A 16,879-nucleotide genomic window follows, 5' to 3' on the forward strand; every position below is an offset into this window, starting at 1 on the left:
GGATCGGGACCGTGCCGCCGTGCGCGCGGGCCGACGCGACCGCCGAGACCGCGGTACCCGCGTCGAGCTCGGCGATCCGGCGGGCGTCCCAGCCGCGGTCGCGGGCCACGACGGCCACCGCGTCGTGCTGCTGGCGCGGCACCACCTCGACCCCGGCGACGCGACCGGTGCGCAGATCGTGCACAGGGGACGTACGCGAAGCGCTGGTCGGCCATGATGCGGTCCGTTCGAGTGAAAGTGATCGACTGGCGCTCACACAGTGTCACGTCGATGTGGACCGAACGGGGACCGGAGATGAACAGCGGGTGGACTGACCCGGTGCGCCGGCGCGGTGACCGGGCGCAGCCGGGTCAGGAGCGCTTCTCGCCGCGGGTCATCGCCAGCACGTCCAGGGCGCGGTCCAGCTCGGCCTCGGTGAGCGTCCCGTTCGCCACGTGCCCGCGCTCGATCACGACCTCGCGGATGGTCCGTCGCTCCTTCAGCGCCTGCTTCGCGATGCGCCGCCGCCTCCTCGTAGCCGATCTTCGAGTTCAGCGGGGTGACGATCGACGGCGAGGACTCGGCGTACTCGCGGGTGCGCTCGAGGTCGGCTCCATCCCGTCGACGACCTTGTCGGCGAGCAGCCGCGCCACGTTCGCGATCAGTCGCGCGGACTCCAGCACGTTGCGCGCCATCACCGGCATCATCACGTTCAGCTCCAGGTTGCCCTGGCTGCCGGAGAAGCCGACGCACGCGTCGTTGCCCTGACCTGGGCGCAGACCATCATCGTGGCCTCGCAGATCACCGGGTTGACCTTGCCCGGCATGATCGAGCTGCCCGGCTGCAGGTCCGGCAGGTGGATCTCGGCCAGCCCGGTCCGCGGTCCGGACGACAGCCAGCGCAGGTCGTTGGCGATCTTGTAGAGCGACACGGCGACGGTGCGCAGCGCGCCGGAGGCCTCGACCAGGCCGTCACGCGAGCCCTGGGCCTCGATGTGGTCGGCGGCCTCGGCGAGCTGCTCCAGACCGGTGGTCTCGCGCAGCTTTCGCGACGACGGCGGCGCCGAACCGTCCGGCGCGTTCAGCCCGGTGCCGACCGCGGTCCCGCCGATCGGCAGGACGGCGAGGCGGGGCAGCGCGTCGCGGACGCGGTCCGCGCCGTAGCCGGCCTGGCTGGCCCAGCCACCCGCCTCCTGGCCGAGGGTGATCGGGACGGCGTCCATCAGGTGGGTGCGGCCGGCCTTCACGACCTCCGACCAGTCCGCGGCGCGGCGGCGCAGCGCGGCCTCGAGGTGCTCCAGCGCCGGGACGACCTCGGTCGCCAGCGCCTCGGTGGCGGCGAGGTGGATGGTCGTCGGGAAAGACGTCGTTCGACGACTGCGAGGCGTTTGACGTGGTCGTTCGGGTGCACGTCCGTGCCGGCGCGGGCGGCCAGCGAGGCGATCACCTCGTTGGCGTTCATGTTCGACGACGTGCCGGAGCCCGTCTGGAAGACGTCGACCGGGAAGTGGTCGTCGTGCCCGCCCGCGGCCACCTCGTCGGCGGCCGCGGCGATCGCGCGGGCCCGGTCGTCGTCCAGTACGCCCAGCTCGCCGTTCACCCGGGCCGCGGCCGCCTTGACCAGGCCGAGCGCGCGGATCTGGGCGCGCTCCAGGCCGCGGCCGGAGATCGGGAAGTTCTCCACCGCGCGCTGGGTCTGGGCCCGCCACAGCGCGTCGGCGGGGACCCGGACCTCGCCCATGGTGTCGTGCTCGATGCGGAAGTCCTCGCTCATGGCGAAGGTCTACTCCTCCGCGACCCGTCCCGCAGTGTTAAGTGAGCCTAACCTCACGGCAGCGGCGGGGCCTCGCCCTCGACGCCGTCGAAGTCGACGGAGGAGAACTCGCGCAGCTTGGTGAGGCGGTGGTAGCCGTCGATCAGCCGCACCGTGCCGGACTTGGACCGCATCACGATCGACTGGGTGGTCGCGCCGCCGCCCCGGTAGTGGACGCCGCGCAGCAGCGGGCCGTCGGTGATGCCGGTGGCGCAGAAGAAGACGTTCTCGCCGCGCACGAGCTCGGCGGTGGTCAGGACCTTGTCGAGGTCGTGGCCCGCGGCGAGGGCCTTCTCCCGCTCGGCGTCGTCGGTGGGCCAGAGGCGGCCCTGGATCTCGCCGCCCATGCACTTGAGCGCGGCCGCGGTGATGATCCCCTCCGGGGTGCCGCCGACGCCGTAGAGCATGTCCACGCCCGAGTTGGGACGTGCCGCGGCGATGGCACCGGCGACGTCGCCGTCGGAGATGAAGGAGATCCGGGCGCCGGCCTCGCGGATCTCGGCGACGATCTGCTCGTGTCGCGGGCGGTCGAGCACGCAGACCGTCACGTCGGCGCGACGTCGGTCTCCTTGGCCCGCGCGACCCGGCGGATGTTCTCCGCGACCGGCGCGGTGATGTCGATGACGTCGGCCGAGTCCGGGCCGACCGCGATCTTCTCCATGTAGAACACCGCGGACGGGTCGAACATCGCGTCGCGCTCGGCGACGGCGAGCACCGCGAGCGCGTTCGGCATGCCCTTGGCCATCAGCGTGGTGCCGTCGATGGGGTCGACGGCGACGTCGCAGAACGGGCCCTCGCCGTTCCCGACCTCCTCGCCGTTGAACAGCATCGGGGCCTCGTCCTTCTCGCCCTCGCCGATGACGACGACACCGCGCATCGACACCGACGAGATGAGCTGGCGCATGGCGTCGACGGCGGCGCCGTCGCCACCGTTCTTGTCGCCCTTGCCGACCCAGCGCCCCGCGGCCATGGCGGCGGCCTCGGTGACCCGGACCAGCTCCATCGCCAGGTTGCGGTCGGGCGCCTCACGACGGCGGGGGGCGGCGGGGTGGGCGGACTGGCTCACGGATACGTCTCCATTCACGGGCGGCGTGCTCGTCGGCGACGTCCCCTCGCCCGGGTGGTGACCGGCGTACGGGGAGGCGCCCGGCGATCCTCGCACGTGGGGCGCCGGGGAGCAGTGATGAGCGACCGACGCCATGCCTGGGACGATGGACACGTGAGCGCACGACCTGACCCGGGAACGCCGTCCTCGGAGCGCCCGGAGGCCTCGGAGCCCGGCGGGTCCCCGGCGGCCCGAACCCGGCGGCCCCTGACCCGGCCGCGCCTGTTTCCCCAGCCGCGGACCCGGCTGCGGCTGCGGACTCGGACCGGCTCCCGCTGCGGCCCGGGCTCCGGCCGCCGCGCCCGCGGGTGCGGCCCGGGCCGGACGGCCGCAGCCGCCGCCGGTGACCCGCCGGATCCCGGAGGCCGGCCCGCAGGCGATGCACAAGCCCGGCCGCGGCGACGCGTCGGTGCGCGACCTGATCTGGGCCTGTCTGATCCTCGTCCCGGTCGCCCTGCTGATCTTCTCGGTCGGCGGGTCGTGCTCGTTCTCGCCCGGCGGCCCGGCCGAGGACGCCGCGTCGGCGCCAGCGTCGACGCCCCGGGCCCGGATCGCCGAGTACGCCCGCGGCTCGACCTTCCCGCTGCGGGCTGCCGGACGTGCCGGGTTCCGGCCGGGCCAACTCCACCGATCGTCGTGGCCCGGTCGAGGGCGGCGGCACCGCCGTGCATCGGGCTTCGTCACCCCCGACGCGGACTTCCTGAGCCTGCGTCCAGACCGACGGGTCGGTCGAGGGCGTCCTCGCCACCGAGTCCGGCTCCGCGGGGCGCGGCGACGGCCCCCCCGACGATGCGCGGCACCGTGCAGGCGGGGCGGCCTGACCTGGGAGGTCTACGGCGCCGAGGGCGGCGAGCCCTTCCGGGTCGCGACGCTGCCCGGCCGTCCCGAGGTCCGCGTCCTGGTGACCGGCTCGGCGTCGGAGGACCAGTTCCGAACCCTCGCCGATGCCCTCACCACCGCCCGAGTCTTCCCACCCGGTTCCTGACCCCGGTCCCACACGGAGTCCGACGTCCCACACGGGATCCGATCCCGTGTGGGACGCCGGAACCCCTGTGGGACGTGGTTGTCCACATTGCGGGGAGTTATCCACAGGGTTCGGTTCGGGGGCGTCGGCCGGGGTGTTGCGGGGCAGGGTCGGGGCATGGACCTTCTGCCCGGTACGACGCCCGTGCGGCGCTCTGAGCTGCTCGCCGCGAGGATGAGCGAGGCCGAGATCCGCCACGCCGTCGGCTCGGGGGCGATCGTGCGGGTCTGCCGTGGGATGTACCGCGGTGCCGTGCCGCCGGGGCCGCCGGGCCGCCGGGGCCGCGGGGGACACCGGGGCCGCCGGGTTCGCTGGGGCCGCGGGGGGATCCCGGTCGGCACTGGAGGAGCTCGTCGCCGGGCACGAGCGCGCCGTGCGCGGGGTGGTGCGTCGGCTCGAGTCGCCCGCGGTCGTCAGCCACGTCTCCGCCGCGGTCGTGCACGGCACCGAGATCTGGGACGTGCCGCTGGACCGCGTCCACGTCACGCGGTCGGCGCCGACCGGGGCTCGCCGGGGACACGACCTCGTCCTCCACACGGTGCCCCTCGATCCCGCGGAGACGCTGTGGGTGCGCGGGATCCTGGTGACCGCGCCCGCCCGCACCGTCGCCGACGTGGCCAGGACGGTGCCGTTCGGTCAGGCGGTCGTCGTCGCGGACGGTCTGGCCCGGCGGTACGGGCTCCGGACCGCGGAGCTCCTGACCGCGGCGCGCCCGGAGCGTCGTCGCCGGGGGGACGGCGGCCGCGGTGCGCGTCGCGCGGTTCGCCGACGGGCGCGCCGCGAGCCCCGGCGAGTCACGGAGCCGCGTGCTGTTCCACGCGGCCGGGCTCCCGGCCCCCGACCTGCAGCGCGAGGTCCGGGACGCCGGCGGCCGGTGGTGCGCGACCGTCGACTTCTGGTGGGACGGCAGCCCGCCCGTCGTCGGGGAGTTCGACGGCGAGGTGAAGTACGGGCGTCTGCTCCCGCCGGGGAGGACGGCGGGTCAGGTGATCACCGAGGAGAAGATCCGCGAGGACCGGCTCCGTGACCTGGGCCTGCACGTCGTCCGGTGGACCTGGCGCGACCTGGACGCCCCCGCTGCCCTCCTGACCCGCCTCCGCACGAGGCTGCCGCCCCGGTGACCTCCCACACCGGATGCGGCGTCCCACACGGGTTCGGAATCCGTGTGGGACGCCGCATCCCGTGTCGGAAGCTCAGGTGTCGTCGGGGTCGGCGTCGGCGTCGGCGAGCTTTTCCTCGATGCGGGTGCGGGCGCCGGCGAGCTGGGCGTCGCAGCGCTTGGCCAGGGCCTCGCCGCGCTCCCACAGCGCGACGGACTCGTCCAGGCCGAGGCCGCCGACCTCCAGCGCGCGCACGACCTCCATGAGCTCGTCGCGGGCCTGCTCGTAGCCCAGGGTCTCCACTGCCGGTCGGTCGCTCATCGGGTCTCCGGGTCGGGGTGGTGGTCACGGTGGCGGCGACGGCGCCGTCGGCGACCCGGATCCGCAGGCCGGTGCCGGCGGGCGCGTCGGCGACCGACCGCAGGAGCGGGGGCACGTCGTCGGTGCGGTCGGCGAGCTGCACGATCGCGTAGCCGCGCGCCAGGGTCGCGGTCGGGCCGAGCGCGGCGAGTCGGGCGCCCAGGTGCTCCAGCTCCGACGACGCCCGGTCCAGCCGGCGCAGCACCGCGCGGTGGGCGGCGGCGCGGGCGTCGGCGATCTCGCCCTCCCGGGCGGTGACCATGCGCAGCGGGTCGGCGAGCACCGGCCGCCGTCGCAGGTCGTCGAGGCGGTGCTGCTCGCGGTCGACCCAGCCGTGCAGGGCTCGGCGGGCCCGGTCGCGCAGCCCGGAGATCCGCGCGGTCTCCTCGGCGAGGTCGGGGACCAGGCTGCGTCCGGCCTCGGTCGGGGTGGAGCAGCGCACGTCGGCGACGTGGTCGACCAGCGGGGTGTCCGGCTCGTGCCCGATGGCCGACACGACCGGGGTCCGGCAGGCGGCGACGGCGCGGCACAGCGTCTCGTCGGAGAAGGGCAGCAGGTCCTCGACGCTGCCGCCGCCGCGGGCGAGCACGATGACCTCGACGTCCGGGTCGCGGTCGAGCGCCCGCAGCGCGCCGACGACCTGCTCCACGGCCAGCCCGCCCTGTACGGCGACGTTCTCGATCCGGAACCGCACCGCGGCCAGCGCGCGGTCGCGTTGCGGACCACGTCGTGCTCGGCCGCGGAGTCGCGCCCGGTGACCAGGCCGATGGTGTGCGGGAGCAGTGGCGGGCGCCGCTTGAGGGACGGGTCGAACAGTCCCTCGGCGGCGAGCAGCCTGCGCAGCCGCTCGATGCGGGCCAGCAGCTCGCCGAGACCGACCGCGCGGATCCGGTCGACGCGCAGCGACAGCGTGCCGCGGCCCAGGTAGAACGACGGCTTGCCGTGCACGATCACCCGGCTGCCCTCGGTCACGGCGGCGCCGGCGTCGCGCACCAGCGACGACGGCGCCGTCAGCTGCAGGGAGATGTCGGCGGCCGGGTCACGCAGGGTCAGGAACGCGGTCCCGGAGCGGGCGTTGACCTGGGCGAGCTGGCCCTCGACCCACACCGCGCCGAGCCGGTCGACCCACTCGGCGATCTTGCGGGCGACCGTGCGGACCGGCCCACGGGTCCTCCTCGGAGGTCGTGGCGCTCAACGGTTCTCGGACACCGTCGCGATCCGGTTCGTCAGCATCGTGACGTACGGCGGCCGGTTCTCGTGTGCGGTCTCCCAGGCGAGGAGGTCCGCGAGGTCGTCGAGGCTCAGCGTGCGGAGCTTGCCGCGCAGCTGGGCACGGTCATCGTCGGGTACTCGGGGCAGCACGGCCGGCACGGTCGCGCTCGCCTCGGCCCGGTTCGACGCCGCCGCCGGCCGGGAACGACGGGGACCGGTCGATCGGGATGCCGGTGCGGGCGGGCCGCAGCGACGACACGGTGCCGTTTGCGGCCGGCCGGGGCGGCGGGGCGGCAGCGGCGGGGCGATCGGCTCCGGGTCGGGCAGCGCGAGGAGGTCGGCGCCGTCGGCCAGGTCGTCGTCGAAGGTCGCCCAGCTGGGGACGTCGTCGGCGGGACGCAGGGTGCCCAGCGCGCGGTCACCCTTGATCGCCAGCTCGGTGATCCGCTGCTGGACCCGCATGGACACCTGCAACGCCTGGCTGACCGCGGTCACCGGCAGCTCGACGGGCGTGCCGCGGCAGCTCTCGGGCCTGCTCGACGGCGGTCACGACGAGGCCGGCGGCGATCCGCACGGGGAACGGCAGCGGAGACATGCACGCCATTGTCCCCTGATCCGCGGTCGCCTGTCGCGCCGGGCGCCCGGTCGGGCCGGTCACGTGCGGCTGCCCGTTCCCGGGGTGGTCCGTACCCTGGGGGCATGTCCGGTTCTGCCAAGCAGGTCCTGCTCCGCCAAGCCCCGCGGCTACTGCGCGGGCGTCGACCGTGCCGTCGAGGCGGTGTGGAGCAGGCACTCGACCAGTACGGCGCCCCCGTGTACGTCCGCAAGGAGATCGTGCACAACAAGCACGTGGTGGAGACGCTGCGCGAGCGCGGCGCGATCTTCGTCGACGAGGCGTCGGAGGTCCCGGAGGGTGCGCACGTCGTGTTCTCCGCGCACGGCGTCCCTCGCCCGCGGTCCGCGCCGAGGCCTCGGGCCGGAACCTGCAGACCATCGACGCGACCTGCCCGCTGGTGACCAAGGTCCACCAGGAGGCGAAGCGGTTTCGCCCGCGAGGACTACGACATCCTGCTCGTCGGGCACGCCGGGCACGAGGAGGTCGAGGGGACCTCCGGTGAGGCGCCCCAGCACATCCAGCTCGTCGAGTCCGCCGCCGCCGTCGACTCCGTGACCGTCCGCGACCCGGAGAAGGTCGTGTGGCTCTCGCAGACCACGCTCAGCGTCGACGAGACGATGGACACCGTGCGCGCGCTGCGCGAGCGGTTCCCGAAGCTGCAGAACCCCCCGTCGGACGACATCTGCTACGCCACGCAGAACCGTCAGGTGGCGGTGAAGACGATGGCGCCGCGCTGCGACCTCGTGCTGGTCGTCGGGTCGCGGAACTCGTCGAACTCGGTGCGTCTGGTCGAGGTCGCCCTCCGCCGGGGCCGGTGCCTCGTACCTGATCGACTACGCCCGTGAGATCGACGAGTCGTGGCTCGACGGCGTCACGACGGTCGGGATCACCAGCGGCGCGTCGGTGCCGGAGATCCTGGTGCAGGGCGTCGTCGAGTACCTGGCCGAGCGCGGCTTCGGCTCGGTCGAGGAGGTCGACACCGCCGAGGAGACGCTGACCTTCTCGCTGCCCCGTGAGCTGCGCCCGCCGCGTGGCCGGTCGCTGGGCCTGACCCCGGTGAACTGAGCCCGTCACGCACGACGCAGGCCCCGGACCGACTCGGTCCGGGGCCTGCGTCGTACAGGGGGTGGGCGGTCAGCCCGCCGCGCGGTCCGCCTGGACCTGCTTCGCCGACACGACCTGCACCTGGTCACCGATCTGCAGGGTGTCGAACCAGAGCTTCGCGTTCTCCGGCGCGAGCCGGACGCAGCCCGCCGACGGGGTGTCGGTGCGGCCCTCGTGGAAGGCGATGCCGCCGTCCTGGAAGAACACCGCCCACGGCATCGGGGCGGGCTCGCCGTTGGTCATCGTGTACTCGCCACTCTTGTGGAGCTGCTCCTTGCGGTACACCCGCAGGGAGTGGCCGATCGGGGTCTCCTTGCCCGGGCCGCCGATGGCGACCGGGACGGGCCCGTGGGTGATCTTCCCGTCGGTGAACAGCCAGGAGCGCTGCGAGTCGAGGTCGACACAGGCGCGGGCCGTGACGGTGCACGGGGTGCCCGCGACGAGCGGCTGGTCCCGGAAGGCCTGGGCGGCCGGGGCCCGGCGGATCGCGGTGCCGACGCCGATCAGCGCGACGGCCGCGGTGACCAGCGCGACGACGATCGCGGGTCGCGTCCTGCGGGGGCTGCGGGTGGTCGACATGGCTCTCCAGTGGTCCGGCGTGCGTCGGGGGGAGCGGCGGGGTCACGCCGTGCCCCCGATGGGGAAGACGTTCGGGAGGGGCAGTGGGTTTGCCATTGTCCGGTCCGTCGTCACTCGGGCGGTCTGCGGGGTACGTTCCGGCCGTCCACCTGGGCGGATGCATGCGGGCGCCGGTTCCGCCGTCAGCGGGTGTCGCGGCGTGTCCGGCCGGTCGCCCCGCGCGTCGGACCCGCGGGTGGGCTCGGAGCGGGACGGATCGACACGGGGGGACTCCGCGCGGGAGGCCGGAGCGTGCGGACCCGGTGGAGCGTGCCGCCGAGCCGGTTGCGCGAGATCCCGGGGGATCGCGTGCGGAGCGGTGCGCGAGACCCGTGCCGGTGGAACCGGCGCGCGCGGTGGACCCGGTGCGGGCCGCGTCGCGTCGGGCGGAGCGGTCGGGGTCGACCCGGTGGCCGACCCGGTGCGGGCGGTGCCGGACGTGCGGGACCGGGCCGCGGTCGCCGTCGCCGGGCGTACCGCACCGCGCGGCGCCCGGGTCCGCCCGCCGGGCCCGTCCGGGTCGTCCCGCCGGGTCGCGGCCCAGGCGCTGCCGCAGCCGGCCGACCGCGTCGTCCGGGCTGAGCCCTGGCGCAGCACCCGCAGGCCGGCGAGAGCCAGCACGACCAGCGTGGTCACCGCCATCGCCGGGAACGCGTTGATGAGCGGTGCGCCCGCCATGAGAGGCTCTGCGCCGCGCCGCCACCGGACGGCGCGCCGATGAGCACCGCGACCAGCGGGACGACGACGGCGAGCAGCAGCGGCGGCTGCACGGCCGGCAGGAACAGGCTGCGCCGGCGGACCCAGGACACCGCGAGCACGCAACCGAGCAGGTAGCAGACCTCGAACACCCGGCCGACGGTGCCGATCCGCAGCAGGTCCACCAGGACCCCGAGAGCTGTGGTGCCGACGGCCAGGCCGGTCGCCGCCAGCGGCGGGATCCCGAGGACCGGGGGGAGCAGGGACCGCTCGCGCACCGGCCAGCCACCGCGCGCGGGGGCGGACCCCCGGCCGGGCCGGCGGGCCGAACTCGATCGGGCCGTGGTCACCCGGTCAGCCTAACCCCTCCCGCCACGGTGTCCCGGCCGCCTCGTCGTGTTCCGTGTCGCCGTCGCCGAACGTGCCCGGATGTGCGCCGTCGGGTCGGCCACCGCCGGATCGGGTGCCGTCCGTCCGGTTGTGGTCGGGCCGCCCGAGGTCCTCCAGGGACACCAGCGAGTCCCCGGCGGAGGCGACCAGCTCGGGTGCGGAGACACCGCGCGGGGTCCGGTCGACCGTCGCGGGGGTCTCCAGCTCGGTGTCGGACACCTGCAGCTCGGTGAACTTCCGGGCGCTCACCAGGACCCGGGCCTCCAGCGAGGAGACGGTCCGGTTGTAGCTGTCCACGACCGCGTCGAGGCTGCGGCCGAGCTTCGCGACGTGGGTGCCCATCGTCGCGAGGCGCCCGTGCAGCTCGCGCCCGAGCCGGTGCACCTGGGCGGCGTTGCGGGCCAGCGCCTCCTGCTTCCAGCCGTAGGCGACGGTGCGCAGCAGCGCGACGAGGGTGGTCGGCGTCGAGAGCACGACGTTGCGGCCGAAGGCGTACTCCAGCAGCCCCGGGTCCGAGCGGAGTGCGGCCTCCAGGAACGGATCGCCGGGCACGAACAGCACCACGAACTCCGGTGTCGGCTCGAACGACTCCCAGTAGGCCTTGGCGGAGAGCTGGTCCACGTGGGTGCGCAGCTGCCGGGCGTGCGCGGCGAGCCGCTCGGTGTGCACGTCCGGGTCGGAGGCCTCGACCGCCTGCAGGTAGGCCGCGAACGGCACCTTCGCGTCGACGACGACCTGCTTGCCGCCCGCGAGCCGGACCAGCATGTCCGGGCGGACCCCGCCGTCCTCCCCGGCGGCGGACACCTGGGTGGAGAAGTCGCAGTGCTCGAGCATCCCGGCCATCTCGGCGACCCGCTGCAGCTGCATCTCACCCCAGCGGCCCCGCACCTGCGGCGCCCGCAGCGCGTTGACCAGCGCTTTCGTCTCGGTGCCGAGCCTGTCCGAGCTCGCCGCCATCGCCCTGACCTGCTCGCGGAGCCCGGCATAGGCGGACTCGCGTTCCTTCTCCACCGTCCGCAGCTGCCCCTCGACCCGGCCCAGCGCCGCCGAGACCGGGTCGAGCAGCTGCTCGACGGCCTTCGCGCGGGCCGCCTGGTCGCCGTCGGCCCTGGCCGCGAGCGCGGCGGTCGCCTCCTTGATCCGGCTCTCCGCCAGCGCCACGAACGCCTCGTTGTTGCGGGCCAGCGCGTCCTGCGACAGCGCGGCGAAGGAGTCCTTCAGCTCGGCCTCACGGCGCGTCGTCGCGGCCTCGGCCTGCGCCCGGGCCTCCCGCTCGGCGCGCAGCGCGGCGGTGGCCCCGGCGGCCTCGGACTCGGCGCGCCGGGCCCGGTTCGTCGCGTCGTCGAGCGACTCGTGCAGCTCCTCGACCCGCTCGAGCAGCGCGGTGCGCTCGGCGCGCAGGCCTGCTGCGTCCGCCCGGGTGGTGGCGGCGGTGTTCGCGGCGGCGCGGGCCGCCTCGGCCGCCTCGGCACGGAACCGGGCGGCGGCCACCGACCAGACCACGGCGGCGGCAACCGCCGCACCGAGCATCGATCCGAGGAGCAGGCTGAGGACGTCCACCCCCGCAGCGTGCACCGCACCCCCGACAGTTCCGCGTCGCCGCAGGTCGGCGGCGTGTCCGGAGTCCGGTGTGGCGCACCGGATCGCAGGGGGAGGCCTGCGGCCGGGCGGGTTGCCCCGGCGAGACGGATGCCACGCGGGGCGAACCGGTTCGCTATGCACACGTCTTCTCCGGTGTCGGACCTTCGGGGGCCGACGGTCCGGGCCGGGGGGCCCGGGCGCCGCGAGAGTGAGAGAGGTACCTGTGATGACCACCCGACTCGCCCGCACCATCGGCCGTACGGCCGCCACGACCACCGCCGCCCTGGCCGTCGCCGCCGCGGCCGTGCTCGTCCCGGCCGGGGTCGCCTCGGCCGCACCCGCGACGCCGGCGGGGGACCCGGCGCCCAGCGCCTGCCGACCGGCGAACCAGCAGGCGACCATCCACCCGGCGCCGGCGAGCGCCGGGCACCGTCACTACTCGGTCGTGCTCAGCGCGGCCCCGGGCACCGCGCCGTGCCTGCTGTCCGGATCGCCGTCGGACCTGGTGTTCAGCCTGAACGGCTCGCCGCGCGCCTCCGAGGTCGCGGTGCCCTACGGCGACCAGACCCGCGCCGTCGAGTTCGGGCCGGGGGAGCCCGTGCAGTTCGACGTGCAGATCCGCAACTCCGCCGGGCCCGCCCCGGCGAACGAGCTGGAGTTCTCGCTGCACGGTCCCGGCGGTGACATCCCGGGCAGCTTCCTGGCCCGGGGACCGATCGGCGTCGACGCCGGGATCCAGGTCGGACCGGTCACCGAGGGCTGACCCGGGGCACCGGTGCCGGGGCACCCGGCGACCGCGGTGCGCGATCCGCGGTCGCCGGGGACGGTCTCAGACCGCCTCGTGCTCCAGCAGCCACCGCTTCACGGCCAGGCCGTAGCGGAACCCGCCCAGGGTCCCGTCGCTGCGCAGCACCCGGTGACACGGGACGAACAGCGCCGCCGCGTTGGACGCGCAGGCGCCGGCCGCGGCACGCACCGCCGCGGGGCGGCCGGTCTTCTCGGCGTAGCCGGTGTAGGTGACCGGCGCCCCCGCGGGCACGGTCCGCAGCACGTCCCACGCCAGCTCCCGGTAGGGGCCGGACCGCTGGCGGACGGGCACGTCGTCGATCACCGACAGCTCGCCGTCGTGGTAACGGTCGACCGCCTCGCCGACCGCGCCGAGGTCGCCCTCGACCACGGTCGTCGGGGCCAGTGAGCGGTGCACCAGGGCGAGCAGCTCGTCGACCGAGGCGGTCCAGCCGGAGGCGAGGACGTGGCCGTCGTCGTCGACGACCGCGGTGAACGGCCCGGCCGGGGTGTCCCGTGTGGACCACGTTGCTGTGCTCATGCGCTCCTCCGAGCGGTGGTGGTGGCGGACGTCGCGGCCCGCCAGAGATGGGTGGCGGCGTAGGACCGCCAGGGGGCCCAGGCGCGGGCGCGCGCGGTGAGCGCGGCCCCGTCGCCGGGCAGTCCGAGCGCCTCGGCGCCGCGGCGCACCGCGAGGTCGGAGGCGAGCAGCTCGTCGGGGTCGCCCAGGACCCGCATGGCCAGGTAGCCGGCGCTCCAGGGTCCGATCCCGGGCAGCGCGCACAGCTCGGCGCGCAGGTCGTCCGGGTCGCGCCCGGGGTCGAGGGCGAGCGTGCCGTCGGCGAGCGCGGCACACAGCCCGCGCAGCGACGACGCCCGTCGGGCCGGGCCCGCGAGGTCGGCGTCGACGAGGGTTCCCGGCTCGGGGAACAGCAGGTGCGGTCCGCCGTCGTCGCACAGCTCCGCGGGCAGCGGCGTCCCGTAGGTGGCCGCGAGACGGGCCGCGGCGGTGCGGGCGGCGGTGACCGACACCTGCTGGCCCAGCACCGTGCGGACCGCCGTCTCGGCCGGGTCGACGGTGCCCGCCAGCCGGATCCCGGGCGTCGCGGCGACCAGGGGGGCGAGTGCGTCGTCGGCTCCCAGCACGGCGTCGACGGCGAGCGGGTCGGCGTCGAGGTCGAGCAATCGGCGCAGCCGGTACACCGCGGGGCCGACGTCCCGCGGGTCGGACGCCCGCAGCGTCGCGACCACGGCCCCGGGCCGCGCGGTCAGGTCCAGCACGACGGCGGCCGGTCCGTGCGGGAGCCGCAGCGTGCGGCGGTAGGTGCCGCCGTCGACGGTCTCGACACCGTCGACCGCGCGGGCCGCGAGGTGGTCGAGCAGACCGTGCGGGTCGAACGGGGACCGGTAGGGCAGCCGCAGCACGAGCGCCCCGGGCGGGCCGGGTTCGCGGTTGCGCGTGCGGCGGGCGGCCTCGGCGCGCAGCTGGGAGGGCGGGACGCCGTAGACGGCTCGGACGGTGTCGTTGAACTGCCGGACGCTGCCGAACCCGGCGGCGAACGCGACGTCGGCCAGCCCGAGCGGGGTGGTCTCGACCAGGATGCGGGCGGTGTGCGCGCGCTGCGCGCGGGCCAGGGCCAGCGGCCCGGCACCCACCTCGGAGGTGAGGATCCGGCCGAGCTGGCGGGGCGAGTAGCCCAGCCGCGACGCGAGCCCGGGGACCCCGTCGCGCTCGACGACGCCGTCGGCGATCAGGCGCATGGCCCGCCCCGCGGCGTCGGCACGCAGGTTCCACTCCGGCGAGCCGGGGACGGCGTCGGGCAGGCACCGCCGGCAGGCCCGGTAACCCGCGGTCTGCGCGGCGGCCGCGGTCCGCAGGAACTCGACGTTGCGCGAGCGCGGGGGCGGTACCGGGCAGGACGGACGGCAGTAGATGCCGGTGGTGCGCACGGCCGTGACGAACTGGCCGTCGAACCGCGCGTCCTTGGCGGCGACGGCGCGGTAGCAGGAGTCGTGGTCGAGCAGCACGGTGCCGACGATGCCACTGGGCGGCCGCCGCCACTGGCGGGAATCGGTCACCGGTGTCCGGGGCCGGTCCAGGGCAGGCGCACGACGTCCCCTCGGTCCCGGTCGTCGGAGCTCGGCCCGGACGGGTGTGGTGCTCGGCCGTCCGGGTGGTGGCAGCCGTTCGACGATGTCCGTGTGTCACCTGTGCGCCGTACGGCGGAGCGTGCCTTACTCCCAACGGAGCTGTATCGACGACCGACGGTGCTCATCCGTGCCGGGTGTCGGCACGAGAGCGCTGCCCACGGTGCGCCCGTCCCGCAGCGGGTACGGGATCATGGTCACCGGCACGGACGAACTGGAGGCGATCATCGCGACCGAGGCCGTCGGGTCCGGCCCCGGGCCCCGCCGCGTCGGTCGGGCGATCGGGGCCCGCACCCGCATCGTCGGGTGGGTCGTGCTGCTGGGGCTGGCCTCGCTGGGCGTCGTCACGCTGCTGACCTGGATGCTGCTGATCGACGAGACCGACCGTCGGATCGACGGGGCGCTGAACTCCGAGATCGCCGAGTTCGCTCGCGTCACCGAGACCGGCATCAACCCGACGACCGGCCGGCCGTACTCCTCGGTCGACGAGATCCTGCGGTCGGTGATCGCCGCGAACGTCGCGCGGCCGAACGAGAAGTTCCTCGGCTACCTCGACGGGCGCTTCCGCTGGGAGTCCCGGCGGACCAGCCCGCGGGTGCTGCTGCGCGAGGACCCGGCGTTCACCGCGCTGGTCGCCGACGTCCGTCGTCCCACCCGCGGGTCCTACGAGAGCTCGGCGGGCGAGGTGCGCTGGTCGGCGTTGCCGGTCGGGCTCGCCGGCGACCCGCAGCGCGGCGTCATCGTGATCGGCTACTTCACCGACCGCGAGCACGACTTCGCCCACGAGGCCGCGCGGTTGATGGGGCTGGTCGGGTTCGGTACGGCGCTGCTGTCCGCGGTCGGGGCGTGGCTGGTGGCCGGGCGCATCCTGCGCCCGCTGCGCGACGTCGCCGCGACCGCGAACACCATCACCGGGCGGGACCTGTCGCGCCGGGTGCCGCAGCGCGCGCAGGCCCGCGACGAGATCGCCGAGCTGGCCATCACGCTGAACGCGATGCTCGACCGGGTGCAGAGCGGGATGGAGTCCCAGCGGCGGTTCGTCGACGACGCCGGCCACGAGCTGCGCACCCCGATCACCATCGTGCGGGGGCACCTCGGGGTGCTCGACCCGCACGACCCCGACGACGTCGTCGAGACCGTCGCCCTGGTCGACGACGAGCTGGAGCGGATGAACCGGCTGGTGTCGGAGATGCTCGCGCTGACCCGGGCCGAACAGCCGTCGCTGCTCCGGACCGAGCTCGTCGACGTCGGCGCACTGACCCGGGAGCTGTTCGAGAAGCTGACCGGCCTCGCCGACCGGGACTGGCGGCTGGAGGCGGTGGCCGCGGTGCGGTGCCGGATGGACCCGCAGCGGATCACCCAGGCCGTCGTCGCGCTGGCCGACAACGCGACCCGCTTCACCGGCGACGGCGACCGGATCGCGCTCGGCTCGGAGGCGGTCGACGGGCGGGTGCGGATCTGGGTGGCCGACACCGGACCGGGCGTCGCGCCGGAGGACCGGCAGCGGGTGTTCCGACGCTTCGCGCGCGGCGACGACGCACCCCGCTCCGACGGCGCCGGGCTCGGGCTGTCCATCGTCGAGGCCATCGCGACGACGCACGGCGGTCGCGTGCTGCTCGAGAGCACGCCCGGGCACGGGGCGACCTTCACGCTGGACCTGCCGAGGAGCGAGACGTGACCAGCGGATCCTGGTGGCCGAGGACGAGCCGCGCATCGCGTCCTTCGTGAAGAAGGGCCTGGTAGGAGCCGGGTTTCGAGGTCACGGTCGTCGCCGACGGGGCCGGCGTGCACGACCACGCCGTGTCCGGGGGGTTCGACCTGCTGGTGCTCGACATCGGGCTGCCCGGGATGGACGGCTTCGAGGTCCTGCGACGACTGCGGGCGGCCGGCAGCAGCCTCCCGGTGATCATCCTGACCGCGCGCGACAGCGTGCACGACACCGTCGCCGGGCTGACCGGCGGCGCCGACGACTACATGGCCAAACCGTTCCGGTTCGAGGAGCTGGTGGCCCGGATCCGGCTGCGGCTGGAGCGCGCCCGCCCGGTCCCGGACCCGGATCTGCTGACCTTCCACGGACTCGAGCTCGACCCCCGCACCCGGCACGTGAGCGTGCACGGCCGCACCGTCGAGCTGTCCACGCGCGAGTGCGCGCTGGCCGAGACGTTCCTGCGCCACCCGGGCCAGGTGCTGTCCCGCGACCAGCTGCTCCGGCTGGTCTGGGGGCCCGCCGAGTCGGGGGCCTCGTCCAACGTCGTCGACGTCTACGTGCGCTACCTGCGTCGTAAGCTCGGCGCCGGTTGGATCGCGACGGTGCGCGGCGCGGGCTACCGGCTCGAACCGGGCTGAGG

At 75.2% G+C, this 16,879-nt stretch carries 12 protein-coding genes and 5 pseudogenes; 6 read left to right on the top strand and 11 right to left on the bottom strand.

Annotation, left to right across the window (positions count from 1 at the left end; translation table 11 throughout):
• From KPL57_RS62620 to glpX, 3 genes and pseudogenes are all read right to left on the bottom strand, one after another.
• On the bottom strand, positions 1–184 hold a 184-nt coding region (locus KPL57_RS62620), incomplete at its 3' end, for a hypothetical protein (RefSeq protein WP_226359150.1).
• A 166-nt stretch (positions 185–350) separates the two neighbouring features.
• Positions 351–1,752 (bottom strand): annotated as a pseudogene (locus KPL57_RS62625) (class II fumarate hydratase).
• Between the two features lie 53 nt (positions 1,753–1,805).
• Positions 1,806–2,794, bottom strand: a pseudogene (gene glpX / locus KPL57_RS62630) (class II fructose-bisphosphatase).
• Between the two features lie 445 nt (positions 2,795–3,239).
• Between glpX and KPL57_RS62635 the strand changes: the two are divergent.
• Both KPL57_RS62635 and KPL57_RS62640 read left to right on the top strand, forming a co-directional pair.
• A complete protein-coding gene (locus tag KPL57_RS62635) occupies positions 3,240–3,881 on the top strand; it encodes a DUF4245 family protein (protein ID WP_226359151.1) in 642 nt (213 codons plus the stop codon).
• Positions 3,882–4,666: 785 nt separating this feature from the next.
• Complete coding sequence (locus KPL57_RS62640; protein ID WP_226359152.1) at positions 4,667–5,041, top strand: hypothetical protein; 375 nt, start codon at positions 4,667–4,669, stop codon at positions 5,039–5,041.
• A 72-nt stretch (positions 5,042–5,113) separates the two neighbouring features.
• Here KPL57_RS62640 and KPL57_RS62645 read toward each other — a convergent pair whose 3' ends face one another.
• The 3 genes and pseudogenes from KPL57_RS62645 to KPL57_RS62655 form a co-directional block, all read right to left on the bottom strand.
• Positions 5,114–5,341 (bottom strand): exodeoxyribonuclease VII small subunit, encoded by a 228-nt coding sequence (locus KPL57_RS62645; RefSeq protein ID WP_226359171.1) that lies wholly within the window; start codon positions 5,339–5,341, stop codon positions 5,114–5,116.
• 25 nt (positions 5,342–5,366) lie between these two features.
• Positions 5,367–6,575 (bottom strand): annotated as a pseudogene (gene xseA / locus KPL57_RS62650) (exodeoxyribonuclease VII large subunit); the annotation flags it as partial.
• Positions 6,572–7,087 carry a lipid droplet-associated protein gene (locus tag KPL57_RS62655; protein WP_308253469.1) on the bottom strand — a complete coding sequence of 172 codons (516 nt, stop codon included), beginning with the start codon at positions 7,085–7,087 and terminating at the stop codon, positions 6,572–6,574. The gene KPL57_RS62655 and the pseudogene xseA, both read right to left, overlap by 4 nt.
• 204 nt (positions 7,088–7,291) lie before the next feature.
• Between KPL57_RS62655 and KPL57_RS62660 the strand changes: the two are divergent.
• Positions 7,292–8,273: pseudogene (locus KPL57_RS62660) on the top strand (4-hydroxy-3-methylbut-2-enyl diphosphate reductase).
• Positions 8,274–8,342: 69 nt separating this feature from the next.
• Here KPL57_RS62660 and KPL57_RS62665 read toward each other — a convergent pair.
• The 3 genes from KPL57_RS62665 to KPL57_RS62675 all read right to left on the bottom strand — a co-directional run bounded on the left by KPL57_RS62665 (position 8,343) and on the right by KPL57_RS62675 (position 11,576).
• Positions 8,343–8,891 carry a L,D-transpeptidase gene (locus KPL57_RS62665; protein WP_226359153.1) on the bottom strand — a complete coding sequence of 183 codons (549 nt, stop codon included), beginning with the start codon at positions 8,889–8,891 and terminating at the stop codon, positions 8,343–8,345.
• Positions 8,892–9,562: 671 nt separating this feature from the next.
• Positions 9,563–9,904, bottom strand: coding sequence for a DUF6542 domain-containing protein (locus KPL57_RS62670; RefSeq protein ID WP_226359154.1), 342 nt, complete (start codon positions 9,902–9,904; stop codon positions 9,563–9,565).
• Between the two features lie 76 nt (positions 9,905–9,980).
• Positions 9,981–11,576 carry a DNA recombination protein RmuC gene (locus tag KPL57_RS62675; protein ID WP_226359155.1) on the bottom strand — a complete coding sequence of 532 codons (1,596 nt, stop codon included), beginning with the start codon at positions 11,574–11,576 and terminating at the stop codon, positions 9,981–9,983.
• Between the two features lie 247 nt (positions 11,577–11,823).
• On the opposite strand from KPL57_RS62675, the gene KPL57_RS62680 reads away from it, so the two are divergent.
• Positions 11,824–12,360: a hypothetical protein gene (locus tag KPL57_RS62680; RefSeq protein ID WP_075308235.1), complete on the top strand. Its 537-nt coding sequence runs from the start codon at positions 11,824–11,826 to the stop codon at positions 12,358–12,360.
• Positions 12,361–12,426: 66 nt separating this feature from the next.
• Here the strand turns inward: KPL57_RS62680 and KPL57_RS62685 are convergent, their stop codons facing one another.
• Both KPL57_RS62685 and KPL57_RS62690 read right to left on the bottom strand, forming a co-directional pair.
• Positions 12,427–12,924, bottom strand: coding sequence for a methylated-DNA--[protein]-cysteine S-methyltransferase (locus KPL57_RS62685; protein WP_226359156.1), 498 nt, complete (start codon positions 12,922–12,924; stop codon positions 12,427–12,429).
• The gene (locus tag KPL57_RS62690; protein ID WP_308253471.1) at positions 12,921–14,462 is read right to left on the bottom strand and encodes an AlkA N-terminal domain-containing protein; all 1,542 of its coding nucleotides are present in this window, start codon (positions 14,460–14,462) and stop codon (positions 12,921–12,923) included. The genes KPL57_RS62685 and KPL57_RS62690 overlap by 4 nt, the downstream gene beginning before the upstream one ends.
• A gap of 199 nt (positions 14,463–14,661) precedes the next feature.
• Here KPL57_RS62690 and KPL57_RS62695 point away from each other — a divergent pair, with 199 nt between their 5' ends.
• Both KPL57_RS62695 and KPL57_RS62700 read left to right on the top strand, forming a co-directional pair.
• The gene (locus KPL57_RS62695; protein ID WP_226359157.1) at positions 14,662–16,209 is read left to right on the top strand and encodes a cell wall metabolism sensor histidine kinase WalK; all 1,548 of its coding nucleotides are present in this window, start codon (positions 14,662–14,664) and stop codon (positions 16,207–16,209) included.
• Positions 16,210–16,216: 7 nt separating this feature from the next.
• Positions 16,217–16,877 (top strand): annotated as a pseudogene (locus KPL57_RS62700) (response regulator transcription factor).
• The last annotated feature ends 2 nt before the right edge of the window (positions 16,878–16,879 follow it).

Source organism: Pseudonocardia sp. ICBG601 (assembly GCF_020496245.1).